Origin of the sequence: Micromonospora sp. A202 (assembly GCF_006715105.1) — a bacterium.
Lineage (GTDB): Bacteria > Actinomycetota > Actinomycetes > Mycobacteriales > Micromonosporaceae > Micromonospora > Micromonospora zamorensis.
On the sequence record NZ_VFMP01000001.1, the window covers coordinates 4,067,470 to 4,080,998 of the forward strand.

A 13,529-nucleotide genomic window follows, 5' to 3' on the forward strand; every position below is an offset into this window, starting at 1 on the left:
TCCGGCGAGGTCGACGACGCGTTGGAACATGTCGCGGATACTCATCTCGCGGGCCTTGATCCGCCCGAGTTGCGCAAAGGCGTTACTGGGCTGCATGGGCTGGTTGTACGTCAAGAGGCGCGTCCTTAAAAAGGCACTTCACCGGCGCCTTTGGCGGGGGCCGGCGTGCGTAGGTCGCTGCAGGCCCCCCTCCGAGGGGGTCCTAGACCTACGCCGCTTCTTGACGATGGTTCGGTCGACGGTTGAAGGCGTCGACTACAGACCCCCAGAGTACGCGCCTTCGAGAACCGCCGTCGACCGGTCGCGAGGGGCGGCACGCCTGCACCGCGGGACGTGGATGACAGGCGACGTCCGGGCTGGGATAGGCTGGGCACCTGTGGCACGGCGCCTTCGATGGGCGTCGTCGAGACCAGCGTCATAAAGCGGCGCGGATCCCGGACTCCGGCTCAGGAGTCCTACAGCGATCCCGCACCCCACCCCGGATTCCTGCTGGTGGTACGCGCCCTCGTTAAGGATGCTTTGATGACGCACGTCGAACCCATGGACCCGCACGAGGCGTTCGCCGAGCTCGGCCGTATCCGACTCGCCGACATCGACCTCGACACCCTGCTGGACAAGATCGCGCACCTGGCCAAGCGCACGATCCCCGGGGCCAGTGAGGTCAGTGTCACCCTGCTGCACAGCAACAAACCGCAGACCGCCGCGTTCACCGGCGAACTCGCCCGGGCCCTGGACGAGAAGCAGTACGAACGTGGCTACGGCCCATGCCTGCAGGCCGCTGAGAGCACCTCCAGCCTGATCGTGCCGGACACCGGCAGCGAGCAGCGGTGGCCCGGCTGGGCCCAGACCGCCGCCCAGGCCGGCGCGCACAGCTCCCTGTCGGTCGGGCTGCCCGTGCACGAACAGGTCACCGGTGCACTGAACATCTACGCCACCACACCGAACGCCTTCGACGACGACGCGATCGCGATCGCCCAGACGTTCGCCGGTTTCGCCGCCGTCGGCCTGGCCAATGCCCACCTGTACGAGACCCAGGCCACCCTGGCCGGGCACATGCAGAAAGCGATGGAAAGCCGGGCGGTCATCGAACAGGCCAAAGGCATCATCATGGGCGAACACCGTTGCACCCCCGAGCAGGCCTTCGCCATCCTGAGCAAACTGTCGCAGGACGCCAACCGAAAAGTACGCGACGTCGCCTCGACCCTGGTCGAGAACGCACACCGCCCACAGCCATAGCAGATCGCTGACGTGCGCCGCCTTTTGACGTGGGCCAGTCCCCTGGGCTGTGGTGGTCCCTGCTGACAGCACGCGGGGCGGGTAGGGGCGATGGTCGAGACCACCAGCCAGCAGGACAGACGATCGGTCATGGTGGCTGATGCATTTCGGTCGTAGGCTCATGCTCGTGAACGCTGTCGCTGATGCCAACGGCACCCTGGTTTCCGCACTGCGCATCCTGCTGGTCGAGGACGACCGGGCCGACGTCGCACTCATCGAAAGCGCTATCGCGGCGTGCGATCTGCCCACCGAGCTGCACTCGGTCGACGACGGCGAGGAAGCCATGGCGTTCCTGAACCGCACCGGCGCCCACACCCACGCGCCACGCCCCGATTTGATCATCCTCGACTTGAACATGCCCCGGATGAACGGTGGCGAGGTCCTGTCGGCGGTCAAAGCCGACGACCAACTGAAGGTGATTCCCATCGTGGTGTTCACGACCTCAGCCGTCGACGCGGATGTGCTGAGCAGCTACGCCGCCCACGCCAACGCCTACGTCACGAAACCCGTCGACCTTCCCACCTTCGAGCGCGTCGTCAGCGACATCCACCGCTTCTACAGCACGATCGCTTCGCTTCCTCCTGCACCGTCGGACCTCGGATAGGTCACGCAGCGGGCATTGCCGCAGGCAATTCCCTCCCCCCTCGGCCAGGTACAACCGCCACCGCTGTCGCCAGTTGCGCCCGCATGATCCATTCCCAGCGGGAGGGCCGCGACGAGTATCGCCGGCAGCGCTAGGCATTGACCAACCCATTGTCGCCGTCGCAGCCGGAAACCCCGATGATGGTGTTTCCCAACACCCGAACAGCCGTCTCTCGGCGGTGGCCTCCCCGGTACCGAGGGGCCCATCAGGTCCTCCGCACCGCACCTGCCGTCCCGGTGTTCTGCGGCGATGGTCGGTTACCAGGGCGTGCGCGGACCAGACTCAGTGGTTGCCTGGGCGGGTCGCTCCGGCCCCGATCGCGCGCAGGTGTGCCAGCCCCTGCGACCAGGACTGGATCAGAGTGGTTTCGTGGTAGGCGACGCCATGTTCGGTGCAGAATCGGCGGATCAGTGGCTGGGCCTGGCGCAGGTTCGGTCGGGGCATGCTGGGGAAGAGGTGGTGTTCGATCTGGTAGTTGAGCCCGCCGAGGAGTGCGTCGAGGAGCCGGCCGCCGCGCACGTTGCGAGAGGTAAGGACCTGTCGGCGCAGGTAGTCGAGGTCGTCGGCCTCGGTCAGGATGGGCATTCCCTTGTGGTTCGGGGCGAAGGAGCTGCCCAGGTAGAGGCCGAAGAGTGCCTGGTTGACCAGGATGAACACGATCGCCTGCGGAACGCTCAGGACCAGGAATACGGCTGCGAGGTAGCCGGCGAAGTGCAGGACGAGAAGTCCGGCTTCCGCCGGTCGGTGCCTGAGTCCGCCGCGACTGACGACCGCCCGGACGCTGGCGGCGTGCAGATGCAGACCCTCCAGCATCAGCAGGGGGAAGAACAGCGTCGCTTGGTGTCGGACGAACAGCGCCCGCAGGCCGCGCTGCGTCGCGGCCTGGCTCAGGGTGAAGGACAGCGGAGCCACGACGATGTCGGGGTCGCGGCCTTCGGTGTTCGGATGCGCGTGGTGGCGGTTGTGCTTGTCGACCCACCACCCGTAGCTGATTCCGGTCATCAGGTTTGCACAGATCATGCCGAGCACGTCGTTCGCATGTCGGGATCGGAAGATCTGTCGATGCCCGGCGTCGTGACCGAGAAACGCCAGTTGCGCGAGCAGCACCGCGACCCCGGCCGCAGTGGCCGTCTGCCACCACGACGACCCGAGCCGAACGAACACCACGCCCATGAGCACGAGACAACCCAGTAGAACCGTCACCCGGGCCGCGTAGCGGCGCGGGTGACGGTCGAGGAGACCCGCGCTTCGGACCAGGCGAGACAGCTCGGCGTACGCACTGCCACGGTCACTACGGGCGCCAAGATCTGTATCCCTCATCCTCGCCATCCCCTGTACGACCGTCACGTCAGCGTGCGGGTCCGGCGGCAGTCGTGACCTTGCAGGCTCGCGGCGCATTCGTGGTGCGGCAGACATCGAACCAGCGACCCGCCGCTTGATGGTTCCAGTCTTCCTCACAGCCGCCTCTCGCAGGAGGAAACGGCGGCTCACGGCAACCACGGCGCCCGCAATTCATCTTCATGCAAGTCCGCCGATTAAATGCCTGACCGCCCCTGTCGAGTCCGACAATCAGGACTATTAGGTCACGTCGGATTCAGGAGGTTGTCATGGCGCGAAAGAGGAAGTCCATCGCACGGCAAACGCTCATCCTTGCCTTCGCGGCCGGAGCGGTGGCCGGAGCGGCGAGCATGCTCACGCTCCGAGGTCGCCGCCAGGATGGTGGCTTCCCGGCGGCTGACGTCGAGGGCCAGCTCGACGACGGCCTCGCACCCCCGATGACCAGCGGGCGTATCGACGCCCCGCCGCACAGGCCCGGAAGTTTGCCCGCCGCGCAGCACCACTGACCCCCGGGCAGCGCCTCGAGCCACTCCCTGCCTGACAGAGATCAGAACACTGATGCCAGACACGCCACCGGCAAGGCTGGATCGACCTTGATCACCTTCGCTCGCACCGCCACCACCAAGATCGGCAGTCTGGTGCGCACGAAATCCGTGCCAACCCTCGCCGCCACCGGCACGCACGTTCGCATCACCGACACCACCCGACCTGGCACCGTTCGCCTCAACCGAGCCAGAGCAGAATCTGGCGGTGGTAGCTGAAGCCGTTACGCAGGTAGAAGTCGCCCGGGCGCCGGCCGCAGTGAGGTTACGTGCAGCAGCCCCCGCGCACGCGCCTCGGTCGAGATCGCGGCCATCAGCGCACCGTCGATTACCGGGGTCGTGGAGTCCTCGCGGACCTCGACTGGCTGGATGTCGCCGTGCCACCGTCCAGCGACTCTTTCTTGGGCACTTGTTCCCGTCGGTGCAGCCCAGTTCACGCGGGCATCGGCACGTCTGCCACGCTGGCCCGCCGCACGATCACCCGGCCGACGGCAACCGATCACGCACGTGGCGCTCCTCATCGTGCGACCGGCCTCAGCCGGTCGGACGGCACGAGTGAGTTGATCTACCCGGGACGGGCGACGGCGTAACCATGGGACGTGGAGGTTGGCCCCTGGTGTGACGTGGCTCTGCAGCGAGAGCCTCCTGGTCGGTGCAGAGTGACAATCTACGGGCTGGTACATGGGAGGACGCTTGTGAGTAGTTTGGAATCGCTGCGGCAGTTGCTGCAGCAGTCGCACCACGCGCGTCCGGATGATTTGCCGGAGATGGCGATGCGAGCGGCGCCGCTGCTGGACGCGCGTGCTCTGGTGATCTACCTGGTGGACCATCAGCAGCGGCTGCTGCTCCCGTTGCTGGGCGGCAGCGCACCCGCCCGCGACCCGATCGACATTGACGGCACCCTCGCCGGACGAGCTTTCAGCACCGCGTCGACCTGCGTCGGCGCCAGCGGCGATGACGGTGTGCGGGTATGGGTGCCGGTGCTCGACGGCAGCGAGCGCATGGGCGTGCTGGAAGTCGTCACCGACGGCCCGCTGGCCGACGACAGCGTCGACGACTGCGCCGCGGTCGCGTCCCTGCTCGCCGAGTTGGTCGTGACCCGTAGTTCGTACAGCGACACGATCGAGCGGCTCCGGCGCCGGGCACCGATGCAACTGGCCGCGGAGATGCTGCGCGCGCAGCTACCGCCGCTGACCTTCTCGACCGGGTACCTGATCATCAGCGGCATCCTCGAACCGTGCTACGACGTGGGCGGCGACGCGTTCGACTACGCGATCAACGGTGACACCGCGCACCTGGCGTTGTTCGACGCGGCCGGTCATGGATCCAGTGGCGGCATGCGGGCCGTGGTGCTCGCCTCCATCGCCCTCGCCGCCTATCGCAACGCCCGCCGCACCGGCCTGGACCTGACCGCCACCTACCATCACATCGACGTCGCGGTACGCAACCACGACCGGTACGGGATGATCACCGCGGTGCTCGCCGAACTCGACCAGCGCACCGGAATCCTGCAGGTCATCTCGGCCGGTCACCCGAGTGGGATAGTGCTGCGCGACGGCAAGGCCGTCAAGGTTCTGCCCACCCCGACCGCCCTCCCGGTCACCCTCGGCGACCGGCGCCCACCGGTCGTCGTCGAGGAAGCCCTCGAACCCGGCGACCAGGTGCTGCTGTACACCGACGGCATCATCGAAGCCCGCACATCCGAAGGCGAGACGTTCGGCGTGGAGCGCCTCGTGGAGTTCGCCACCAAAGCAGTCGCCGATCAACTACCCCTGCCCGAGACCGCCCGCCGGCTCGTACACGCCATCCTCGAACACCAGGACGACCGCCTTCAGGACGACGCCACCGTCCTGCTCGCCGAATGGCGCAGCCCCGCACCCCCGCACTCAGACCGGGAAACGATCAACGCGCCGACCCACCAACCACTCGAAACGCAGTCGTAACCCCACCAAGCAAGCCGGCCCGGTAGAGGCCTGAACGACTGCGGACCGGGCGACCGGCGGCACCAAGCTGGTCAGTGAGGTTCATCGGCCGCATTGCTCTGATCTGAGGTCACACCGTAGATGTCTCTCGGCCGCCGGGCCGCTGCCGCCGGCCTCCACGATGTTGACCGCTCACGTGTACGTCGATCCGGCACCGCTGCCTGATATCGAGGGAGTGTCACCCGAGGTTCACCGTCTCCTCGACCGCTGCCTCGCCAGGAACCCCGCGGATCGGCCGGACGCGGCGGAGGTGGCGACGGCCCTGCACGGTCTGACCGATGACGCCGAGCGGCGGGTGGAACAGGCGGCGCAGCGGGTAGTCGAGCCGGCACCGACTACCGCCGGTTCCTCTGCCAGTCGGCGTCGCCGCATCCCACATGCCGTGCTGATCCCCGTTCTGCTGGCGACGGCAGGGACCATTTCGCTCTTGCTCCCCCAGTTCACGCCAATCGATGGCAGATCGGGCGGGGCCACCACACGTGACGGTGCCGCCCCACCCGGCGCCGCCTTCGATGCGTCTGCCACTGAGCCACCTGCACCCCGGCAGACTTCTGCGGAGCCCGCACCATTCCCACGACCGAGCCGCACGCTGGCCGCTCCGGCCGGGCCGGGTGAACCGACCGCCACAGCCGGTTCGTCGGCCGGCCCTGGCCCTACAACGTCACCCAGTGCCGAGCAACTGACGGAGCCATCCACTGCCGCACCGGCGCCGGCCTCCCCGAAGCCAGGTACACCCCTTCGGGCACTCGGTGGCGTGGTGACTGTGCTCTGCACCGGCGACCAGGCTCACGTTGTCAACGTCGCTCCTGCCCCCGGCTACAGCCTCAGGGATTACAACTCGGGGCCCGTCAAGGAGATCCAGGTGGTGCTGCTGTCCGCAGGCAACAAGAGCGAGATCAAGGCGCGGTGCGACGACGGTACGCCATTGCCGAAGATAAAGGAGAGCCCTCAGTGAGCGGACGACGTGCGCTCTGAGTGGTCATATTTCACCGGCTCCGCGAACCGCCCCGCCACCGCCGCGAAGCCAGGCGGCCGAGCCGCCGACGTTTCGCGCTTCTGCGCGCGGTGGAAGCCGGCCTGGTCGCGTCACATGACGGCCACCATCAGCGGCAGATCTGCGCACGGGCCTCTGTGACCGCGTCGGCGAGGGCTTCAACTCCGTCGGCGATGGCGCGTTCGGTGAGGGTGGCGTAGCCGAAGAGAAGCCCGCCGGGTCCAGTGGGGCTCAGGCGGTACCGGGAGACGCCTTGCACCACCAGTCCGTGCCGGGCGGCGGCAGCGACGACCGAGGCCTCGTCGAGGTCGTGCGGGAGCCAGGTGACGACGTGTTGGCCCGCCGCGACACCGACCGGTTCCAGTTCGGGCAGCCGTGCGCGCAGCGCGGCCAGGAGTGCATCGCGGCGGCGGCGGTAGACCGGGCGCATGCGCCGTAGGTGCCGGTCGAACTCGCCGCGGGTGAGGAAGTCGGCGAAGGTTAGTTGGTCGATGACGGGAGAGCCGCGGTCGGCCCGTACCTTGGCCGCCGTGATGTCGTCGACCAGGTGTGACGGCGCAAGCAGCCACCCGAGGCGCAGCCCCGGTGCCAGGGTTTTGCTCGCCGTGCCGCAGTAGACGACGGTGTCGGGTGCCAGCCCCTGCATCGCGCCGACGGGTGAGCGGTCGTAGCGGTACTCCGCGTCGTAGTCGTCCTCGATCACCACGGCGCCGCGACGCTGCGCCCAGCCGATCACCCGGGCCCGCGCGGTGGCCGCCAGGACGCCGCCGGTAGGCCACTGGTGCGAGGGCGTCAGCACGACGGCGTCCGCGTCGGTCTGTTCGAGCTTCTCGACGAGAATGCCGTCTGGCCCGACCGGGACGCCGATCACGTCCAGGCCGACGGAGGCCGCGACGAGGCGGGCGTCGTCGTCAGCGGATGGGTCCTCGACGGCCACCCTGCGGGCGCCGCGCGCCGCGAGCACCTGGAGTATCAGCGCGATGCCTTGGCCGTAGCCGCTGCAGATCACGACATTCTCCGGACGGGCCGATGTGCCGCGGACACGGTTGAGGTAGTCGCTCAGGGCTGTGTGCAGTTCGGGTACGCCACGCCCGTCGAGGTAGGCGAAGCGTTCGTTCGGCGTGGTGGTGAGGATGGTTCGCACCGAACGCAGCCAGGCAGCCCGAGGGAACGACGACACGTCGGTGCGGCCGTACCCGAAGTCGATCCCGGCCGCCGGCCGATCCCCGCCGCGCCGACTCGCCGATGGTGGAACCGGATCGACGGCGACCTGGGTGTAGCCGCCCGCCCGACTGGTGAGGTAGCCCTCGGCGACGAGTTGCTGGTAGGCCTCGACCACGACGCCGCGTGAGACTCCCAGATCGGCCGCCATGGTGCGGGTGGGCGGCAGGGACGTCCCGAGACGCAACCGGCCAGCCCGGATGCTGCCCCGGATCGAGGCGGCGATCTGCCGGTGCAGCGGGTCGCCCACAGACCGGTCGACATCGATGAGCAGGTCCTCCGCAGTGCTCGAATTGGTCCTGGTTCGACCCATGAAATCGGACCTTACCGGGTGTACCGATTTCCGTCAGGCTCGGACGTATGACGACAACGACCAGCCCTCACTTCGACGGCCGCCTTCTCACCCCGGGCAACCCGGGGTACGACGCGGCCCGCACCGTCTGGAACGCCATGATTGACCGCCGCCCGCGGATGATCGTGCAGGCCGCGAGCGTCACCGACGTGGTGACCGCGGTGCGCCTGGCCCGGGAACTCGATCTGGAGATCGGGGTACGTTGCGGCGGGCACAACGTGGCCGGCCTCGCCGTCCCGGCGAACGGCCTGATGATCGATCTGACCCCGTTGAACCGCGTTCGGGTCGACCCGATCCGACGACGCGCCCGGGTCCAGGGCGGCGCGCTGCTCGGCGCACTCGACCGGGCGTCGCAGCCATACGGCCTCGCCACGACCGCCGGTAACGTCTCGCACACCGGGGTCGGCGGCCTGACCCTCGGCGGCGGCATGGGCTGGCTCGCCCGCCAACACGGGTTGGCCTGCGACAACGTCGTCTCCTACACGATGGTCACCGCGGACGGGGAAGTGGTGACCGCGAGCCGAACCGACAACCCCGACCTCTACTGGGGCCTACGCGGCGGGGGCGGCAACTTCGGCATTGTCACCGACTTCGACTTCCAACTGCACCACATCGGTACGCAGACCCTGGTCGCCGAGTTCGACTTCCGCGCCGAGGACGCCGTACCGGTGCTCGAAGGCTGGCGGGACCTCAACGCCGTCGCGCCGCGACAGGCGACCTTCACCGCCGATGTCCACAGCACGGCCAGGGGCCCTGTCGCCACCGTCGGCTTCGTGTGGGTCGGCGAGCCGGCACAGGGTCACCGGCTGCTGCCGGCGATGCGCGCGCTCGGGCGACCGGTCGCGGAGCGGGTCACCACCCCGTCATACCTGGACCTCCAGCAGCGCGACGACACCGTCGGCGGCCACGCCTACCGCCGGTACTCCAGTGCGCACTACCTGCGGCAGTTCCCCACCGCCGCGATCGAGGCGTTCCTGCTGCGCGGCGAGTCGGACCTGCACACCGGCGCCCACTTAGCCAACGTCGGGCTACAGGCGCACGGCGGTGCCATCGCCGACATCGCGGATGCCGACGCCGCGTTCAGCCACCGCGGCACCATGTTCGAGTTCGGTGCCGGCTCCCGCTGGACCGAGCCATCCGAAGACGACATCTGGATGGCAGCGGCTCGCAGTGCCGGAGCCGCGCTCGACCCGTACGCCGACGGCGTCTACGTCAACTCGCTCGCCGCCGACGAGGGGCAAGGCGGCGTACGCCGCGCGTACCCAGTCGCCAAGCTCGCCAGACTTGCGGCACTCAAGACGATCTGGGACCCGCGCAACGTGTTCCACCTCAACCACAACATCCGGCCCCACAGCCAATAGCGCAGCCGGCTGCTGCCTTGGGGGTCAGTCCTCGTCGCTTTTCTTCTTGTCGCTCTTCTTCTTGTCGCGGTCCATGGCCAGGTCGAGCGCGAGGACGCTGCCGATGATGAGCAGCGGGTCGACGCCGGCAGTGACCTGCACGGCGTACGTGTCCCGGATCGTCAGCCACCTCTTGGAGACCACGGCCACCTCGGTGCCGTCACGTTCGATCACGTACTCGTGGTCGAGCAGGTCACCCTTCATCTCCAGGTCGTCGGGCCCTGGCACGTCGATGGTGAACTTGTCGCGGAACGGCGTGAGCAGATTCTTGCGGACCTCTGCGGCCTTCTCGCCGCCGATCCTGATCTCGTACGTGGGACGCAGCGCCACCAGGTGCCGGTGCAGCGTGGCGACCTCATGGCCCGAGGCGTCCTCGATGATGACCTTGTTGCGGACGCTGAGCACCTTGCCGTCGACGTGGAAGACCTTGGTGCCGTGCTCGTCGAGCACGTCGAAGTCGTCGCCGATCGAGAAGAACCGCTCCCTGATGACATACATGAACCGATTCTCCCCCACCCCGCCCGGAAGTGCCGGCCGGCCGGGGGCGGCCGACCCTTCGGCTCCCCCATCGGGAACAGCATCCCGCTCGCTCTCCACAGTGGATGACACTCGAGGCCGTGGCCGGGATCGAACCGGCGTACGCGGTTTTGCGGACCGCTCCCTCACCACTCGGGCACACGACCAGGCAGAAGCGCCCGCGGAGGGAATCGAACCCCCGACACCCAGCTCCGGAAGCTGGTGCTCTGTCCCCTGAGCTACGCGGGCATGCGTGGGAGTGGGGAGATTCGAACTCCCTGAGCGCGAACGCACCGGGGTTACAGCCCGGCCCACCTCACCATCGGTGGCGCACTCCCCTGGGGTGACTGGCGGGTACCGACCCCGCGTCCTTCCGGGTCACAACCGGACGCTCTACCACTGAGCTACAGCCACAACTACGGCCCGAAGGCCAGTGCCCGTGGAAGGTGTCGAACCTCCGACCCCCTGGGTGTAAACCAGGTGCTCTTCCGTTGAGCTACACGGGCTTGGCTCTGGCGACAGGGCTCGAACCTGTAGAGGGCTGACGCCCGCCGGATTAACAGTCCGGACCGCTACCAAATTACGGTTTACGCCAGATCGGCAGCGCGGACGGGACTCGAACCCGCACATGTCCCGGGTGAAAGCCGGGCGACTCTTCCATTCGTCCACCGCGCCAGGTGGGTTACGTGCCCCGAGCTGGATTCGAACCAGCGGCCCCCGGTCTGTCGAACCGGTGCTCTCCCGCTGAGCTACCAGGGCGCGAGTAGGGGGCTGGTCGCGGAGTGTGTGCCGCGCTTACGCCTGGCACTCCCTGTGCCAGGGCCAACCCGAACGGACAGGAACGTGGGAGCGGGAGCCGGATTCGAACCAGCGGCCTCTGGGTTATGAGCCCAGCGCGCTTCCATAACTGCGCCATCCCGCAAGTGGGCCGCCAGAGGATCGAACTCTGGACACTCCGATTAAAAGTCGGCAGCTCTACCACTGAGCTAGCGGCCCGAATATAGACGTCCCCCGAGCAGGGCTCGAACCTGCGACGACCCGGTTTAGGAAACCAGCGCTCTATCCGCTGAGCTACCGGGGGGTCTGGTACGCCGCCAGGGACTCGAACCCTGCACTTACTGATTAAGAGTCAGCAGCTCTACCCCATGAGCTAGCGGCGCTCGTTCTTCCAGCCGTGCCCACCCGAAGGTGCGGGCTGTCCGACGGCGGTGGTCGTTAGCGCAGACCACCTCACACTTTTCGATCTCGGCAAGGATGCGCTCCCAGGGAGCGCCAGCACCCACCAGTTCGCTCACCCCGACTTCCTTGTCGCGCTGGTGGTCGAAGTCCAGGACTACGATGTCCGCCTCGCCGCAGTCGACGCAGGGGTGCTCGCGCAGGTACTCGATAACGCGAGCGGTCGCCTCGGCCTTCGCCTGTCGCCGCCGCTCGGCCCGGCTCGGGTTGTGCCGGTCCTTCGTGAGCGTGTAGTAGGTCGCGTTGTACTGCTTCTTGCAGCTCTTGCAGTAGGTCGTTCGGCCATCGGCCCGCCTACGGTTCAACGCGAAGTCAGTGAGCGACTTAACCTGCTGGCACTTCGAGCAGCGCTTCTCCACGGCTCAATTGTCTACTAATAGTCTGACAACAAGAGCCACGCTGCGTGGCGGAAGGTAAAGGAGTTGAACCCTCGGGCTTTCGCCCGGTGCCGGTTTTCGAGACCGGTTGCGGACGTGTTCCGCACTACCCTCCATGCGTCGGGTACGGGCGATTCGAACTCCCCTCCTCCGGCTCCCGAAGCCGGCGCTCCACCAAGTTGAGCTAGTACCCGTTGAGTCGGGATAGCCGGATTCGAACCGGCGACTTCCGGTCCCCCAGACCGGAGCGCTACCTGACTGCGCCATATCCCGAAAGAGCCCCCGACTGGAATCGAACCAGCGACACCGAGATCCGTAATCTCGTGCTCTATCCACTGAGCTACGGGGGCATGTACTGCGGCGAGGGAAGCCGACCGGTACGCCGGGTTCTGTCCCACCCCGACAGGGTGGGGGCGACCATCCATCTCGGCCTACCGTCGCCGGGCAGGCTCTAGCGGCCAACCCGCACGCATCAGGCGGGCCGCCCGCGTGCTGTTCGGCCTTGCTCCGGGTGGGGTTTACCGTGCCGCCCCCGTCACCGAGGACGCGGTGGGCTCTTACCCCACCGTTTCACCCTTACCGGCGGTCGTGCTGCGGGCGGTCTGTTCTCTGTGGCACTGTCCCGCGGCTTTCGCCGGGTTCCCGTTAGGAACCACCTTGCCCTGCGGAGCCCGTACGTTCCTCGACGGCCTGGTGGCCGACGCGGTCGCCTGGCTGGCATTCTCGCTGCGTGCCGACGGGAGGAATCGAACCTCCGGCCCCGAGTTATCAGCTCGGTGCTCTAACCGCTGAGCTACGACGGCTTGGCGAAGGGTGAGGGATTCGAACCCCCGGCGGTGTGACCCGCTCCGCGCTAGCAACGCGGCGCCATCGACCAGACTCGGCCAACCCTTCATGCGCGCTGACGACGGGACTCGAACCCGCGATCCCCTCGCTGACAACGAGGTGCCTTAGCCGCTTGGCCACGCCAGCATGGTCCCGGCCGAGGCCGGGGGAGTGGAGACGAGGGGAGTCGAACCCCTGACCTTCTGAGTGCGAAACAGATGCCCTACCAACTGGGCCACGTCCCCATGGTGTTGCGTGCGCTCGGGGAGAGTCGAACTCCCATGCCTTTCGGCACACGGGTCTGAGCCGTGCGTGTCTACCAGGTTCCACCACGAGCGCGTGATGTGCGTGCCGACGCCCGGTGTCGAACCGGGGGCCTCTCCGTTATGAGCGGAGCGCTCTGACCACCTGAGCTACGTCGGCGAGAGAGCCAGCGACGGCAGGCGGACCCGCATCCTCGCCCTTACGAGGGGCCCGCTCTGCCCTGGTGAGCTTCGCTGGCGTGGAGCCGGCGGCCGCACTCGAACCGGCTGCCTCCGAGTTAGAAGGTCGGTGCTCTGGCCCGGTGAGCTACGCCGGCTTGGTGCCCTCGACACGAGTCGAACGTGCAACTACGGCCGCCTCACGACCGCGCCTCTTCCATTGGGCTACGAGGGCATGTTCGCGGCAGGGTCCCTTCCGGTTCGCCGGCGCCGATGGGTGCACCCTGTGCCGACCCGCTTACGCGCCCTGCCGTGGCTCCCAGGCCAGGATTCGAACCCAGCTCCCCGCATCCAGAGTGCGGTGTCTTACCGAATAGACGACCCGGGAATCGTGGCCGGCGAGCCG

Annotated in this window: 9 protein-coding genes, 26 tRNA genes and 1 other RNA gene; 6 read left to right on the forward strand and 30 right to left on the reverse strand. The window is 67.7% G+C overall.

The annotated features are described in order from the left end of the window. The first annotated feature begins 522 nt into the window (after window positions 1–522). Entirely contained in the window at window positions 523–1,236 is a 714-nt protein-coding gene (locus tag FBZ33_RS18885; protein ID WP_141910100.1) for a GAF and ANTAR domain-containing protein, read from the forward strand. A gap of 166 nt (window positions 1,237–1,402) precedes the next feature. Then, the gene (locus tag FBZ33_RS18890) at window positions 1,403–1,879 is read left to right on the forward strand and encodes a response regulator (protein ID WP_255508954.1); all 477 of its coding nucleotides are present in this window, start codon (window positions 1,403–1,405) and stop codon (window positions 1,877–1,879) included. A gap of 321 nt (window positions 1,880–2,200) precedes the next feature. On the opposite strand, the gene FBZ33_RS18895 is transcribed toward FBZ33_RS18890, so the two are convergent. Continuing rightward, window positions 2,201–3,247, reverse strand: coding sequence for an acyl-CoA desaturase (locus tag FBZ33_RS18895; protein WP_141912792.1), 1,047 nt, complete (start codon window positions 3,245–3,247; stop codon window positions 2,201–2,203). Between the two features lie 278 nt (window positions 3,248–3,525). Between FBZ33_RS18895 and FBZ33_RS18900 the strand changes: the two genes are divergently transcribed. The 3 genes from FBZ33_RS18900 (at window position 3,526) to FBZ33_RS18910 (ending at window position 6,735) form a co-directional block, all read left to right on the forward strand. Continuing rightward, window positions 3,526–3,762: a hypothetical protein gene (locus FBZ33_RS18900; RefSeq protein ID WP_141910102.1), complete on the forward strand. Its 237-nt coding sequence runs from the start codon at window positions 3,526–3,528 to the stop codon at window positions 3,760–3,762. A 731-nt stretch (window positions 3,763–4,493) separates the two neighbouring features. Beyond that, a complete protein-coding gene (locus FBZ33_RS18905; RefSeq protein WP_141910103.1) occupies window positions 4,494–5,741 on the forward strand; it encodes a PP2C family protein-serine/threonine phosphatase in 1,248 nt (415 codons plus the stop codon). 793 nt (window positions 5,742–6,534) lie between these two features. Next, a complete protein-coding gene (locus FBZ33_RS18910; protein WP_141910104.1) occupies window positions 6,535–6,735 on the forward strand; it encodes a hypothetical protein in 201 nt (66 codons plus the stop codon). A gap of 148 nt (window positions 6,736–6,883) precedes the next feature. On the opposite strand, the gene FBZ33_RS18915 is transcribed toward FBZ33_RS18910, so the two are convergent. Beyond that, window positions 6,884–8,308: a PLP-dependent aminotransferase family protein gene (locus tag FBZ33_RS18915; protein WP_141910105.1), complete on the reverse strand. Its 1,425-nt coding sequence runs from the start codon at window positions 8,306–8,308 to the stop codon at window positions 6,884–6,886. A gap of 47 nt (window positions 8,309–8,355) precedes the next feature. Here FBZ33_RS18915 and FBZ33_RS18920 point away from each other — a divergent pair, with 47 nt between their 5' ends. After that, the gene (locus FBZ33_RS18920) at window positions 8,356–9,708 is read left to right on the forward strand and encodes an FAD-binding oxidoreductase (RefSeq protein WP_141910106.1); all 1,353 of its coding nucleotides are present in this window, start codon (window positions 8,356–8,358) and stop codon (window positions 9,706–9,708) included. A 24-nt stretch (window positions 9,709–9,732) separates the two neighbouring features. On the opposite strand, the gene FBZ33_RS18925 is transcribed toward FBZ33_RS18920, so the two are convergent. The 28 genes from FBZ33_RS18925 to FBZ33_RS19045 all read right to left on the reverse strand — a co-directional run bounded on the left by FBZ33_RS18925 (window position 9,733) and on the right by FBZ33_RS19045 (window position 13,511). Further along, on the reverse strand, window positions 9,733–10,245 hold the full coding sequence (locus FBZ33_RS18925) for an LURP-one-related/scramblase family protein (protein ID WP_141910107.1): 513 nt from the start codon (window positions 10,243–10,245) through the stop codon (window positions 9,733–9,735). Between the two features lie 114 nt (window positions 10,246–10,359). Next, a tRNA-Cys gene (locus FBZ33_RS18930) sits at window positions 10,360–10,430 on the reverse strand. Between the two features lie 9 nt (window positions 10,431–10,439). Continuing rightward, window positions 10,440–10,512 (reverse strand) — tRNA-Arg (locus FBZ33_RS18935). A gap of 5 nt (window positions 10,513–10,517) precedes the next feature. Next, window positions 10,518–10,601 (reverse strand) — tRNA-Tyr (locus FBZ33_RS32790). 1 nt (window position 10,602) lies between these two features. Further along, a tRNA-His gene (locus FBZ33_RS18940) sits at window positions 10,603–10,677 on the reverse strand. Window positions 10,678–10,697: 20 nt separating this feature from the next. Then, a tRNA-Val gene (locus tag FBZ33_RS18945) sits at window positions 10,698–10,769 on the reverse strand. A gap of 1 nt (window position 10,770) precedes the next feature. After that, window positions 10,771–10,860: transfer RNA gene (locus FBZ33_RS18950), tRNA-Asn, on the reverse strand. 4 nt (window positions 10,861–10,864) lie between these two features. Then, window positions 10,865–10,938, reverse strand: a tRNA-Glu gene (locus FBZ33_RS18955). 12 nt (window positions 10,939–10,950) lie between these two features. After that, window positions 10,951–11,022, reverse strand: a tRNA-Val gene (locus FBZ33_RS18960). An 85-nt stretch (window positions 11,023–11,107) separates the two neighbouring features. Further along, window positions 11,108–11,185: transfer RNA gene (locus tag FBZ33_RS18965), tRNA-Met, on the reverse strand. A 2-nt stretch (window positions 11,186–11,187) separates the two neighbouring features. Then, window positions 11,188–11,259, reverse strand: a tRNA-Lys gene (locus FBZ33_RS18970). Window positions 11,260–11,270: 11 nt separating this feature from the next. Further along, a tRNA-Arg gene (locus FBZ33_RS18975) sits at window positions 11,271–11,344 on the reverse strand. A gap of 3 nt (window positions 11,345–11,347) precedes the next feature. Next, window positions 11,348–11,423 (reverse strand) — tRNA-Lys (locus FBZ33_RS18980). A 480-nt stretch (window positions 11,424–11,903) separates the two neighbouring features. Further along, window positions 11,904–11,991 (reverse strand) — tRNA-OTHER (locus tag FBZ33_RS32795). 5 nt (window positions 11,992–11,996) lie between these two features. Next, window positions 11,997–12,070, reverse strand: a tRNA-Pro gene (locus tag FBZ33_RS18985). A gap of 5 nt (window positions 12,071–12,075) precedes the next feature. Further along, window positions 12,076–12,149, reverse strand: a tRNA-Pro gene (locus tag FBZ33_RS18990). 4 nt (window positions 12,150–12,153) lie between these two features. Continuing rightward, a tRNA-Arg gene (locus FBZ33_RS18995) sits at window positions 12,154–12,226 on the reverse strand. 12 nt (window positions 12,227–12,238) lie between these two features. Further along, window positions 12,239–12,598: RNase P RNA component class A (gene rnpB, locus FBZ33_RS19000), an RNA gene on the reverse strand. A gap of 9 nt (window positions 12,599–12,607) precedes the next feature. Further along, a tRNA-Ile gene (locus FBZ33_RS19005) sits at window positions 12,608–12,679 on the reverse strand. A 1-nt stretch (window position 12,680) separates the two neighbouring features. After that, a tRNA-Ser gene (locus FBZ33_RS19010) sits at window positions 12,681–12,770 on the reverse strand. A 5-nt stretch (window positions 12,771–12,775) separates the two neighbouring features. After that, window positions 12,776–12,848, reverse strand: a tRNA-Asp gene (locus FBZ33_RS19015). Window positions 12,849–12,873: 25 nt separating this feature from the next. Beyond that, window positions 12,874–12,946: transfer RNA gene (locus tag FBZ33_RS19020), tRNA-Ala, on the reverse strand. Window positions 12,947–12,957: 11 nt separating this feature from the next. Continuing rightward, window positions 12,958–13,040, reverse strand: a tRNA-Leu gene (locus FBZ33_RS19025). A 10-nt stretch (window positions 13,041–13,050) separates the two neighbouring features. Continuing rightward, window positions 13,051–13,124 (reverse strand) — tRNA-Met (locus FBZ33_RS19030). A 5-nt stretch (window positions 13,125–13,129) separates the two neighbouring features. Continuing rightward, window positions 13,130–13,203 (reverse strand) — tRNA-Thr (locus FBZ33_RS32800). A gap of 1 nt (window position 13,204) precedes the next feature. Beyond that, window positions 13,205–13,281, reverse strand: a tRNA-Arg gene (locus FBZ33_RS19035). Between the two features lies 1 nt (window position 13,282). Next, window positions 13,283–13,358 (reverse strand) — tRNA-Leu (locus FBZ33_RS19040). A 78-nt stretch (window positions 13,359–13,436) separates the two neighbouring features. Continuing rightward, window positions 13,437–13,511, reverse strand: a tRNA-Gln gene (locus FBZ33_RS19045). Window positions 13,512–13,529: the final 18 nt, after the last annotated feature.

What these genes read in the sequence shown, in the direction of transcription:
- FBZ33_RS18885 (WP_141910100.1), top strand. Translation starts at nt 523, where the DNA reads ATGACGCACGTCGAACCCATGGACCCGCACGAGGCGTTCGCCGAGCTC.
- FBZ33_RS18895 (WP_141912792.1), bottom strand. Translation starts at nt 3,247, where the DNA reads ATGGCGAGGATGAGGGATACAGATCTTGGCGCCCGTAGTGACCGTGGC.
- FBZ33_RS18900 (WP_141910102.1), top strand. Translation starts at nt 3,526, where the DNA reads ATGGCGCGAAAGAGGAAGTCCATCGCACGGCAAACGCTCATCCTTGCC.
- FBZ33_RS18915 (WP_141910105.1), bottom strand. Translation starts at nt 8,308, where the DNA reads ATGGGTCGAACCAGGACCAATTCGAGCACTGCGGAGGACCTGCTCATC.
- FBZ33_RS18920 (WP_141910106.1), top strand. Translation starts at nt 8,356, where the DNA reads ATGACGACAACGACCAGCCCTCACTTCGACGGCCGCCTTCTCACCCCG.
- FBZ33_RS18925 (WP_141910107.1), bottom strand. Translation starts at nt 10,245, where the DNA reads ATGTATGTCATCAGGGAGCGGTTCTTCTCGATCGGCGACGACTTCGAC.